7 protein-coding genes are annotated in these 12,432 nt (G+C 65.1%); 6 read left to right on the top strand and 1 reads right to left on the bottom strand.

Features of this window, described 5'->3' with window-relative positions; all coding sequences use genetic code 11:
* Window positions 1-54 precede the first annotated feature (54 nt).
* From MRS60_RS24610 to MRS60_RS24600, 3 genes are read left to right on the top strand one after another with little or no spacing between them, the layout of a single operon-like run.
* Window positions 55-2,241, top strand: coding sequence for a type I secretion system permease/ATPase (locus MRS60_RS24610; protein ID WP_243565709.1), 2,187 nt, complete (start codon window positions 55-57; stop codon window positions 2,239-2,241).
* Complete coding sequence (locus tag MRS60_RS24605; protein WP_105390227.1) at window positions 2,238-3,581, top strand: HlyD family type I secretion periplasmic adaptor subunit; 1,344 nt, start codon at window positions 2,238-2,240, stop codon at window positions 3,579-3,581. The genes MRS60_RS24610 and MRS60_RS24605 overlap by 4 nt, the downstream gene beginning before the upstream one ends.
* Window positions 3,553-5,010, top strand: a complete 1,458-nt coding sequence (locus MRS60_RS24600; RefSeq protein ID WP_243565708.1) for a TolC family protein — start codon at window positions 3,553-3,555, stop codon at window positions 5,008-5,010. Before MRS60_RS24605 ends, MRS60_RS24600 begins: the two co-directional genes overlap by 29 nt.
* A 51-nt stretch (window positions 5,011-5,061) precedes the next feature.
* Here the strand turns inward: MRS60_RS24600 and MRS60_RS24595 are convergent, their stop codons facing one another.
* The gene (locus MRS60_RS24595) at window positions 5,062-7,506 is read right to left on the bottom strand and encodes a DUF3772 domain-containing protein (RefSeq protein WP_243565707.1); all 2,445 of its coding nucleotides are present in this window, start codon (window positions 7,504-7,506) and stop codon (window positions 5,062-5,064) included.
* Between the two features lie 431 nt (window positions 7,507-7,937).
* Between MRS60_RS24595 and MRS60_RS24590 the strand changes: the two genes are divergently transcribed.
* From MRS60_RS24590 to MRS60_RS24580, 3 genes are all read left to right on the top strand, one after another.
* Complete coding sequence (locus MRS60_RS24590; protein WP_217590179.1) at window positions 7,938-9,356, top strand: MFS transporter; 1,419 nt, start codon at window positions 7,938-7,940, stop codon at window positions 9,354-9,356.
* A gap of 389 nt (window positions 9,357-9,745) precedes the next feature.
* Window positions 9,746-11,083 carry a hypothetical protein gene (locus MRS60_RS24585; RefSeq protein ID WP_243565706.1) on the top strand — a complete coding sequence of 446 codons (1,338 nt, stop codon included), beginning with the start codon at window positions 9,746-9,748 and terminating at the stop codon, window positions 11,081-11,083.
* Window positions 11,084-11,298: 215 nt separating this feature from the next.
* Window positions 11,299-12,411, top strand: a complete 1,113-nt coding sequence (locus MRS60_RS24580; protein WP_243565705.1) for a porin — start codon at window positions 11,299-11,301, stop codon at window positions 12,409-12,411.
* Window positions 12,412-12,432: the final 21 nt, after the last annotated feature.

Below are 12,432 nucleotides of genomic sequence, written 5' to 3'. Positions count from 1 at the left end.
GGACGGCCTGCTGCCGGCCGTATCGCATTTTCTTCCTCGCCTCGTGTTCCCTTCATGGACAGTTCCATTCTCCGGCCTCCGGCGTCGTCTCCGACGCAGGATGTCGACTCCGGTCTCGCCGTCGTTCTGACGATGGCCAGCCTGCACGGCATCGCAGCCGACGAAGCCGCGTTGCGACATGAATTCGGCTTCGGCCGTTTCGATACTCAAACAATCCTGCGAGCCACGCGTTCCCTCGGCATGACGGCCAGGGCCGTTCAACAGAACATCGAACGACTGGATCGGGCGCCTTTGCCCGCGGTCGCGCGGGCGAAAGGCGAAGGTGGCTATTTCGTGGTCGCGCAGTACCAGGCCGCGGATGGAACACGTGCGCCTCGAATGCTTGTCCAGTTTCCGGGTGAGGCACCTGCCGTCCTGACCCGCGAGCGTCTTCTGGATATCTGGACCGGCGAGCTCATCTATTTCACGAGCAAGAGCAGCATTGCGGGTACCCTGGCGCGCTTCGATTTCAGCTGGTTCATTCCGGCAATCGTCACGTACCGGAAGCTGCTGGGAGAAGTTCTCGCGATCTCTCTGGTGTTGCAGTTGATTGCGCTCGCCACGCCGCTCTTCTTCCAGGTGGTGATGGACAAGGTGCTGGTCAATCACGCGATGAAGACGTTGAACGTGATCGCCGTGGGGCTGATTTGCGCGACGCTGTTCGAAGCGGCGCTTTCGGGGATACGAACCTGGGTTTTTGCGCATACGAGCAGCAAGATCGACGTCGAGCTCGGCGCACGGCTCTTCCGTCATCTGTTGGCATTGCCGCTGGCGTGGTTTCAGGCGCGCCGTGTCGGCGATTCTGTCGCCCGTATTCGCGAGCTGGAGAACATTCGCGCGTTCCTCACCGGCAATGCCGTGACGCTGGTGATGGACCTCGCGTTTTCGTTCGTTTTCCTCGGGGTGATGCTCTGGTACAGCGCGTGGCTTACGTTGATCGTCGTTGTTTCGATTCCACTCTACGTGCTGTTGTCGGTCGTGTTTACGCCGATCATTCGGCGGCGTCTGAACGAAAAATTCAATAAGGGCGCCGAGAATCAGTCGTTCCTCGTTGAAACCATCAGCGGGATCGATACGGTCAAGGCGATGGCGCTCGAACCGCGCTGGACGGATCGATGGGACCGTCAACTGGCCGCTTATGTGAGTTCGGGCTTGTCGGCGACCAACGTTGCCACGATTGCAAGCGGCGGCGTGACGTTGATCAGTAAGCTGGTGACCGCGGCGATCATGTGGCTGGGCGCCACGCTGGTGATCGACGGCAAGTTGACCGTCGGCGAGCTCGTCGCGTTCAACATGCTGGCCGGGCAGGTGTCCAGCCCGATACTGCGTCTCGCTCAGCTGTGGAACGACTTTCAACAGGTAGGGATTTCGATGGGGCGCCTCGGGGATATCCTCAACACGGCGCCCGAAACCGCAGCCAAAAAGACGCGAGTACCCCGTCTCGAGGGCGCGATCGAATTCGACCAGGTATCGTTTCGCTACCGGCCGGATGCGAGCGATGTCATCCGGCAGATCTCCGTCAGGATCGCGGCGGGCGAGGTCATCGGAATCGTTGGCCGCTCCGGGTCGGGCAAAAGCACGCTGACCAAGCTCGCGCAGCGGCTCTACGTGCCGGATCGCGGGCGAGTGCTGGTCGACGGGCACGATATTGCAGTGATCGATACGGCGAGTCTGCGCCAGCAGATTGGCGTTGTTCTGCAGGAAAACACGCTGTTCAATCGTTCGGTGCGGGACAACATCGCGCTGGCTCGACCCACTGCGTCGATCGACGCAGTGATCGATGCAGCGAGGCTGGCCGGCGCACACGAGTTCATCTGCGAGCTTCCGGAGGGTTACGACACGCTCGTCGGCGAGCATGGCACGGGGCTCTCGGGCGGCCAGCGGCAGCGCATCGCCATTGCTCGCGCATTGATGACCGATCCACGCATCCTGATATTCGACGAGGCGACCAGCGCGCTCGACTACGAATCAGAAGCCGTCATACAGGCCAACATGCGGGACATCTGCGCGCGGCGTACGGTGCTGATCATTGCGCATCGGCTCTCGGCGGTGCGCGATGCCGACCGGATTCTCGTGATGGATCGCGGGCAAATCGTGGAAAGCGGCACGCACGACACACTGCTGCGCACGCAGAATGGAATCTACGCACACCTGTATTCGCTGCAACAGGGCGGTCGCGACGTAGCAAAGGCACGGATATGAGCATGCGACAGCAGGCAGGGGCCTGGCGTGAACTGGTCGGGCGTTACCGCGATGTCTGGCGCCACTGCTGGAACCAGCGCCATCGGATGACGCTGCCGACATTCAATGCGAACGAGGCCGAGTTTCTGCCGGCGGCGCTGTCTGTCCAGGCGACACCTGTCTCGCCGGCAGGCCGGTGGGTCGCGCGCATTCTCATCCTGCTCGTAACGACGGCGATCGTCTGGTCGTATTTCGGGAAAATCGACATTGTTGTCGACGGCGGCGGCAAGATCATTCCATCCTCCCGGACCAAGACGCTGGCGGCGGTCGAGGTTGCCAGCGTGCGAGCACTGCACGTGCGCGACGGACAGGTCGTGAAGGCTGGCGACGCACTGATCGATCTCGATACGCGCGTAATCGACGCCGAACGTCAACGGGCGGACGGCGACCGGCTGAATGCGGTACTGCAAGCCGAGCGTGCGCGGGCGTTGATCGACGCGATCGACACGGGGCGACAGCCTCGACTGGCGGGTGTGGAGGGCGTGTCGCCCGAGCGCCGGCGCGAGGTCGAGCGGCACCTGCTGGATCAATGGCGCGATTTCGTCGCGCGACGGGACCGTCTCGACAGCGAAATACACAGGTACGGTCAGGCCGCTCCGCTTGCGGCGCGTCGTGCGGACGATTACGCCAAGTTGATGGAGACCCGTGACGTTGCGGAGCATGCGTGGATCGAGGCCGAGCAGCAGCGCATCGATACGGCGGGACAGCTTGCGGATGCTCGTCACCAACGCGCGGCTCTCGTGGCAGAGACGCGAAGGAATACCCAGGATGCGTTGAACGATGCGCAGCGTATCGTGGACGCGTCGTCGGGCGACATGCGGCGTGCGGAGGCACACGGGGAACTGCTGCGCCTGACCGCGCCGATCGACGGAACCGTCCAGCAGCTTGCCGTCCATACCATTGGGACAGCGGTGCCGGCCGCACAGCCGCTGATGCAGATCGTGCCGCGAGAGGGGGCGGTAGAAATGGAAGCATTCGTCGACAACCGGGATATCGGCTTCGTCGAGGAAGGGCAGGCCGCCAGCGTGAAGATCGATGCATTCGAGTACACGAAATACGGCACGTTGTCGGCGAAAGTGAGTCATGTCTCGCGCGATGCGATAGACGACGACAAGAAGGGACTCGTCTACTCGGTCAGGATCCTGCTTGATCGTTCGGCGCTGGTGGTAGACGGTCGCGAGATCGCACTGTCGCCGGGTATGTCGGGTAGTGCCGAGATCAGAACCGGTACGCGGCGGGTGATCGAGTATGTGCTGTCGCCGTTGCTGCAGCATGCGCGGGAGAGTTTGCGTGAGCGCTAGGAGCTTGAAAGATGGCGTGTGTCCGTGGATCTTCGGCCTGATGTTGGTTTCAATTGCATGCAATGCCGAAACACGCGGGATTCCGGATGGCCTGGCCGATCCGTTGCTGACCCGTCCACCGGTGCTGGATGCGGGGCAGCGATTACCGGGCGATGACATGCCAGTTGTATGCGCTTCGACGACTGGCCCGGCGAAGCCGCTGACGCTCGGTGATGCGGTTGATCTTGCGCTATGCCACAACCCCCGTATTCGAGCGGCGTGGGCATCGATCAAGATCCAGGCCGCTGCGGTGGGTGAGGACAGATCGGCATGGCTCCCCACCGTCAACGGGGCGATCAGCCAATTGACGACTTATAACCGGTATTCCGATGCACCATCGATGAATACGCGCGGCGTCGGTCGAACGTCGAACGCGACGTTGAACTGGCGGCTACTCGACTTTGGTGGGCGAGCAGCAAACAGCGCGGCGGCACAGCAACTGCTGACGGCAGCGCTGGCGGGCCACGACGCAGCGATGCAAAAGGCGGTCGTGGATGTCATCGGGAGCTATTTCGATGTTCAGAATGCTCAAGCGGCGTTTGCAGCGCGTACCGAGTCCGCGACTTTGGCGGAATCGACGCTGCGTGCGTCGCGTAAGCGGCTGGCCATGGGCGTTGCATCCCGAGCAGACGTATTGCAGGCGGAAACTGCGTTGGCCAAGGCATTGCTCGCTGCCCGACGAGCGGGCGGGGAGGTGGCTCGGGCCCGCGCCGAACTGGTCTTTGCGACCGGTCTGCCCGCCGGCACGCGGGTCGAGGTCGAGGAGGCAGTCGTACCGGTTGCGCTGGACGCGGAGCGCCAGCTAAGCGACTGGCTTCGCGCGGCCGAAAGTTCTCACCCCGAGATCCGGGCGGCGCGGGCCAAATGGAAGGCTGCGCAAGCGAAGGTCACGGCCGTGCGGTCCGACGGAATGCCGACCCTAGATCTAAGCGGCACGCTGTCGCGGAACGGATATCCGAATCAGGGATTGCAGTCAGTGCGGGCGACGCAAACCAGCATCGGCCTGACTTTGACGATTCCGTTCTTTGACGGCTTTTCTCGTACGTATCGGATTCGCGGCGCGCAGGCTCAGGCCGAACTGGCACAGGCACAGCTTCTCGATACGCAGCAGCAGATTCTGCGTGACGTGCTGAAGGCCCATGCCGACGCGGAGACGACGGCGGACAACCTGGATGCGTCTGCACGCTTGCTGGCTGCCGCGGAAGCGGCGCTGACGTCGGCGCGCAATCGTTACGCGTTCGGCGCAGGAGATATTCTGGAACTGCTGTCGGCACAAGCCGCGCTTGCCGATGCCCGCCAGGAACGGGTGCGAACGCTGGCCGAGTGGGAGGCGGCACGGCTGCGGCTGTTTGCCAGCACTGGCGTCATCGGACGATGGGCATTTCGGTAGTACTGGAGACGGTCGTCGCGATAGCCGCAGTACGCGACCGGCCGTCTTTGTTCACTTCTCCACCGTCGGCATATTTTGCACGACCAGCATCTGCGGGCTCGACAGCGTGATCCCCGCCGCGCGCAACTGCTTCAGGATCTCGAACAGCAGATCGCTCTTCGTCGAACTCGCGATCCGCGGGCTCGACACGTAGCCCGTCACGCTCAGCGTGATCCCGTCCGGCGCGAGCTGGCTGAACGTCACCGACGGCGCCGGTTTCTCGAGAATCGCGTCATGCGTGCGGTACGCATCGAGCAGAAGGTCGCGCACCTGCTCGGGATCGGTGTTCAGCGGGAACGTCAGCACCAGCGTCGCGACGCCCTGCGTGCTGTTGCCCATCGTCACGTTGCGCAGGTTTTGCGAGATCAGTTGCGAGTTCGGCACGATCACGGTCGAGCGGTCGCTGAGCTGGATCTCGGTCGCGCGCACGTTGATGCGGCGGATGTCGCCTTCGACGCCCGCGATGCTGATCATGTCGCCCACCTTCACCGGACGCTCGGTCAGCAGGATCAGCCCCGACACGAAATTCTTCACGATCTCCTGCAGGCCGAAGCCGATACCCACCGACAGCGCACTGACGATCCACGCGAGGTTGTTCCACCTGACGCCGAGCAGGCCGAGCGTCATCAGCACGAGCAGCACGTAGCCGACGTTGGTGAACAGCGTGATCAGCGACACGCGCATCCCCGTGTCCATGCCGAGCGCGGGCATGAACTCGCCGTCGAGCCAGCGGCGCAGCGAACGCAGCAGGTAGAAGCCGATCGCGAAGCCGATCACGGCGTTCAGGATCCGGTCCGGCATGATGTTCAGGCTCTGCAGCCGCTGGCTGCCGATCATCGCGATCGCGCTGTCGAGCAGGTCGCTCGGCGTCGTGCCGAAGCCGCCCGTCAGCAGCGCGATGGCCGCGATCAGCATCAGCAGGCTCGTGCCGAATCCGGACAGGACCGTGCGGGCCTGGTCGAGGTGCCGGTCTTCGAGCGCGAACAGGTTCTTGATCTGCTGGCCCGTCGACAGGCTCGCGGAGAACAGGCTTTCGCTCGCGTCGCGCGTCAACTGGATCAGGATGTAGGTGGCGCACAGCACGATCTCGAACCACACGAGCTCGTAGGTGATGAATCGCGCGACCGTGATGTAGCCGATCAGGAGTGCGACCAGCGACACCACGATCGCCAGCGTGACGCCGGCGTGGATCAGCCCGGCGAGCGTGGAGCGCTGCTCGGGCGCCTCGCCAGCCGCCGCGAGCGCGCTGCGCGCGCGGTTCGAGCGCAGCAGCGACGCGCCGACCGTCAGCGCGACGACGAGCGATACGATGCCGCGGCCGAACAGCGTGACCGACAGGCTGGTGTCGACGATCCGGTTGATCGATTCGAGCGTGCCGGACATCAGCAGCAGCGCGGCCAGGATGCCGGGGAACGGCCTCATCGCGAGCGCGACGGGATCGGCGAGCGCCGGCAGGCGCCACGACGGATGCTTCGTGCAGAGCAGCGCGCGGCCGAGCCCGGCGATCAGTGCGCAGGTCGCGGCAAGCTTCGCGAACTGGTCCCACAGATCGGTCAGCGACGGCGTGAGCTCGTAGTGGCGCGCGACGGCGAGGTAGAGGATCTGAACGGCAAAGGCGGTTGCCAGGAATGTCGACAACGCGGTCGACAGCGCCAGCGCGCTGCGGCGCAAGCGGGTGGGCGGCAGGCGGTTCAGGCAGATCCACGCGAGCCCGCGCTCGATGAGCCGGCGGCCGCCGAGCCACATCGCGAACGAGGCGATCAGCAGCAGCGTGGTGATCGCCCGTTGTCCGGGCACCCACGACGAGCGCAGCATGTCGCGCAGTTCGTCGTTGAAATCCTCGAGCCGCTGGATGTCGTCCGGCGACCGCTGAAATAGCGGCAGCCAGAATTGCGCGCTGAAGATGCCGCCCGAACGGAACGCGAGCTGGTTCTTCAACTGGCTGCGATGCAGCTTCGCGAACTGCTCGGTCAGGTTCGCGAGATTGGTCTTCTGGTCGGCGGCCTGTTTCAGTGCCGCGTCGAGTTGCGTCTTGCGCGCGGTCAGTGTCGCGCGCTGCTTCGCGACGGCCGGTGTTTCCGGCGCGGCGCCCTCGGCAGGCGCCGGGCCGAGCACGTCGAGTTGGGCCTGGACCTGCGTACGCTGCGGAGCGAGCTCGCTCTGCAGCTTCGCGACGTCGGTGCTCAGCTCCTGCGTCGCTTCGTCGAGCGCGTCCAGTTCCTTGCTGTTGGACGCGGTCGAAGTCTGCTGCTTGATGCGGTCCTGTTCGGCCTGCATCTGCTTGAGCTGCGCGACGGCGTCGTTCAGCGAGATGGCCGGCACGGACGCGTCGGTGCCGCTCGCCCCCGGGGCGGAAGCGGCCGCCGGAAACGCCGACGCGGTCGCGATCGCCGCGAACTGCAGCAATGCGATCAGCGCGATCCGGCGGGCGTACGTGGATAGTCGTTGTATGAACATGGAATGCTTACGATTTGCCGACAATGCCGGTCGCCGAAAGGCGCCCGGAAGCCGGTAGTTGGCCCGGTAGCATGTTACCGGGGCGCGGAACGCGTGGTTGTACCGATTGCGTACCCCGTTTGCAGCGATTCCGGCGGCGCGTGCCCGCGCGAAACGGCGCGGCAGGCCCGTACCGTCGGGCCGGCGCCGCCGAGGCTCGGCACGGGCGGCGCCGGATCGTCGTTCCGACGCTTTTTCCATACCCGACAGACGGTTACGCAATTTACATATTGTCCGGCGCGAAATCGGGGTGTCCGAATCTGGTCGGTGCGGGCAGCGCGGCCGGCCCGCAGGACGGGCGTGCCGGTACAATGCAGCGATTCGCCCGACGGCGGCTCGACGGTCGCCGGACAACAACACACAACACGACACGATCAGGAGACGCGCCCAAGATGGCCTCAACGGACAGCCTTTCGCAGGCACCTGCCCAATCCCCATCCGTCGATCCCGGCTCGATCTCGGCCCGCCTCGACCGCCTGCCACCCACCCGCAGCGTCTGGAAGCTCGTCGTACTGCTGAGCCTCGGTTTCTTCTTCGAACTCTACGATCTGCTCTACAGCGGTTACGTCGCGCCCGGCCTCGTGAAAAGCGGCATCCTTTCGGCGACGACGCACGGCCTGTTCGGCACCACCGGCGTCGCGAGCTTCATCGCCGCGCTGTTCTCCGGGCTCTTCATCGGCACGATCGCATGCGGCTTTCTCGCCGACCGCTTCGGCCGCCGCGCGATCTTCACGTGGTCGCTGCTGTGGTACACGGCCGCCAACGTCGTGATGGCGTTCCAGGACACCGCGACCGGGCTGAACTTCTGGCGCTTCGTCGTCGGTCTCGGGCTCGGCGTCGAGATGGTGACGATCGGCACGTACATCTCCGAACTCGTGCCGAAGCAGATCCGCGGCCGCGCATTCGCGTGCGAGCAGGCGGTCGGGTTCGTCGCGGTGCCGGTGGTCGCGTTCCTCGCGTATCTGCTCGTGCCGCATGCGCCGTTCGGCCTCGACGGCTGGCGCTGGGTCGTGCTGATCGGCGCGCATGGCGCGCTGTTCGTATGGTGGATTCGCCGCGAGCTGCCGGAAAGCCCGCGCTGGCTCGCGCAGCAGGGCCGGGTCGACGAAGCCGATCGCATCATGCGCGCGCTCGAAGCGAAGGTCGAGGCCGAATACGGGCGGCCGCTGCCGCCGCCCGCGCCGGCCGAACCCGTGCCGCCGCGCGGCAGCTTCCGCGACATGTGGGTGCCGCCATATCGCAGCCGCACGATCATGATGACGATCTTCAACGTGTTCCAGACGGTCGGCTTCTACGGCTTCGCGAACTGGGTGCCGACGCTGCTGATCAAGCAGGGCATCACGATCACGTCGAGCCTGATGTATTCGAGCGTGATCGCGCTCGCGGCGCCGATCGGCCCGCTGATCGGCCTCGTGATCGCCGACCGCTTCGAGCGCAAGTCGGTGATCGTCGCGATGGCGGCGGCGATCGTCGTCTGCGGGCTGCTGTTCAGCCAGACGACGGTGGGCGCATTCCTGATCGTGCTCGGCATCGGCCTCACGCTCGCGAGCAACATCATGTCGTACAGCTTCCACGCGTATCAGGCCGAGCTGTTCCCGACGTCGATCCGCGCACGGGCCGTCGGTTTCGTCTATTCGTGGAGCCGCTTCTCGGCGATCTTCTCGTCGTTCGTGATCGCGGCCGTGCTGAAGGGCTTCGGCACCTTCGGCGTGTTCGCGTTCATCGCGGGCGCGATGGCGATCGTGATGGCCGCGATCGGGCTCATGGGGCCGCGCACGAAGGGCATCGCGCTCGAAACCATCTCGAAGTAGTCGGTGGTTGCGCACGCGTGTCGCATGGTTCGTGCGGCATGCGTGCGATGCGGTTTTCTCGGAGGGAAACGGCATCGCCAAAATGGTTTGGCATGCGAATTTGTTTCGTGGAAACATCGTTGCGGGCGGAACGCACAAACCCACCGGGCGCATGTTTTGAAACATCCAACTTATAAGGTTGACACGCGACGAAGCCGCAAGCGGAAACGAGTTGAAACAAAGCGTGACGAAGCGCAAATCCGCCGCGAAACCGCGACTTTCGCCGCTGCCGATTCCTGCGCTGGCGCGTAGAATGAAGGGCCTGACGACTCATTAGCCGCCATCGGACCGCACGCGTTGCATCAGCGAACGGCTCCACCGCGAAGAGGCGTCGGCGCCGGGCGCACGCGATGTGCCGGACGTGTCGATGGCTCGCGCGGAAGATGCGCCGCTCGCAACAGCAGCATGCGGCGGCCGGATCGGCCGATGGCTTCGAACATATGATGCTTTCCAGCCTGACGCGGCAATTTGCGAAGCCGCGTTGCCGTACCCGCGCTGTCGCCGCGTATGTGTGGCTCGCTGCCATGCTGCCGATTGCCGCTCTTGCCTGGCGGCCTGCCTTTGCGGCATCCGGCGCTCCGTCGTCTGCTGCTACGTCATCCTCATCAGTTGCATCGCCGGCGTCGGCGGCTTCCCATGCGCATCCGGCGTCGCACGCGCATGCATCGTCGGGTGCGTCGGCCGCGCAGCCCGCGCCTGCGGCATCGCATGTGCATCATGCGGAGCCTGCCAGCGCGGCATCGGGCACATCGGCGGGTTCCGCCGCGTCCGTCGCAGCGCCTGCATCGGCGGCTTCCGCCGCGTCCACTGCCGAACCTGCGTCGGCCGCGTCCGCCGTACCGGCCAGCGAGGCCGAGCCGCCCGTGCCGACCCCGCCGCGCCGGCATCCGCCGCTGTCGGCCGACGACGCGAAAAGCGCGACGGCACGCGCGATCGACATGCGCAAGCGCTTCACGCAGGAAGTGACGCGGCGCCTGAACGTACCCGTAAGCGAGCAGCGCGCATACGGCGAGCGGCTCCAGAAGGCGCTCGCCGATGCGGACCTCGGCGACCTGGCCGGCGAATACGTTGCGATGGTCGACCGCGCGCCGAACGTGCAGGCGCTTTTCATCTACTTCCGCGCGACGCCGGCCAATGCGTGGCTGATGATCGGCGCATCGCCGGTCGGCACCGGGCTGCCGGGCAAGTACGATCATTTCGTGACGCCGCTCGGCGTGTTCCATCACTCGCCCGACAACATGGATTTCCGTGCGGAAGGCACGACGAACGACAACGGCATTCGCGGCTACGGCCGCCGCGACATGCGCATCTACGACTTCGGATGGGAGGACGGCGAGCGCGGCTGGGGCAAGGGCGGCGTGTCGCCGATGCGCTTCCAGATGCATGCGACCGACCCCGACCGCCTCGAACCGCTGCTCGGCATCCGGCACTCGAAGGGATGCGTGCGGATTCCCGCGTCGCTGAACCTGTTCTTCGACCGGCACGGCCTGCTCGACGACGACTACCAGGCGCGCGTCGAGGCCGGCAGGTCGCTGTGGGTGCTGCGCCGCGACCGCGACATCACGCCGATCGCGGGCCGCTACCTGGTCGTGATCGACAGCGCACGCAAGACGCGCCCGGCGTGGTCGCCGCTGCCGGGGCGCAACGCGTGGTCGAAGCTGCCGAAGGGCGGTGACACCGCGGACTGACGGCCGCCCCGGCGGGCACGGGAGGCACGGGAGGCACGGGAGGCACGGGAGGCACGGGAGGCACGGGAGGCACGGGAGGCACGAGGATGAGAATAAATCCGTTTTATTGACACATAAGAAAAGCAAACTTTTATTATCCGATCCGGGTTCGTATAGTCGAGGCCAGTTTCGCGGAACCCTGCCGCGCCTGGACCACCACCGATCACACGACCCGCATGAAAACTCTCTACAAGCTCGCTCCGCTCGCGATGCTCGGCGCCTTCGCGACCCATGCCGGTGCGCAAAGCAGCATCACGCTGTACGGTCTGATCTCGGCCGGCGTCGGGTTCGCGACGAACCAGGGCGGCAAGAACGCCTGGCAGGCGCTGTCCGGCACGAACCAGAACCCGCGCTGGGGGTTGAAGGGCAAGGAGGATCTCGGGCAGGGGTTGTCCGCGATCTTCCAGCTCGAGAACGGCTTCAACGTGATGACGGGCACGGCCGCGCAAAACGGCCGAGAGTTCGGGCGCATGGCCTACGTCGGCCTTGCCGACCGCACGTACGGCTCGCTGACGTTCGGCCGCCAGTACGACGCGATCCACGACTACATCGGGCCCGTGATCATCGCGAGCAACGGCGTGAACATCGGCGACAACGACAACGGCTACAACGACATCCGCGTGCAGAACTCGGTGAAGTACGTGAGCCCCGTCTACTACGGCCTGAAATTCACCGCGCTGTACGGCTTCAGCAACGCGACGGGCTTCGCGAACAACAGCGCATACAGCTTCGGGCTCGGCTACGAGCGAGGCGCGCTGCGCTGGAGCGCGGTCTACGCGCAGTACAACCATCCGTACAGCAGCACGAACCAGGACGGCGCGATCGCGAACGACTACGCGTCGCCGCTGCTGATCTTCAGCAGGAGCGCGATGACGCCGGCGGCGTACGCGAGGCGGCAGCGGATCGCGGGCACGGGCGGCTTCTACACGATCGGCCGTGCACAGTTCGCGGCGATGTTTACCGACGTGCGCTACGATTACCTCGACAATTCGCACCTGCACCTGCAGAACCTCGGCGTGAACATCGTCTACACGATGACGCCGCAGCTTTTTCTCGGCGCTGCGTATGCGTTCACGAACGGCAAGTACGACGTGATCGACAAGCGTCCGAAATGGCACCAGGTGAACCTGCAGGCTGACTATTTCCTGTCGAAACGCACCGACGTCGCGCTGACGGTGATCGCGCAGCAGGCGGCCGGCGACGCGGACCATGCGCAGATCTTCGCGTACGCGCGCTCGACCGGCACGCGCCAGATGATGGCGACGCTCGGCGTCAGGCACGTGTTTTGAGCGCCCCCAAACCTGCCGCTT

The sequence above is a fragment of the Burkholderia pyrrocinia genome (genome assembly GCF_022809715.1).
Classification (GTDB): domain Bacteria; phylum Pseudomonadota; class Gammaproteobacteria; order Burkholderiales; family Burkholderiaceae; genus Burkholderia; species Burkholderia pyrrocinia_C.
This window is presented reverse-complemented; position numbering and strand designations above follow the sequence as displayed.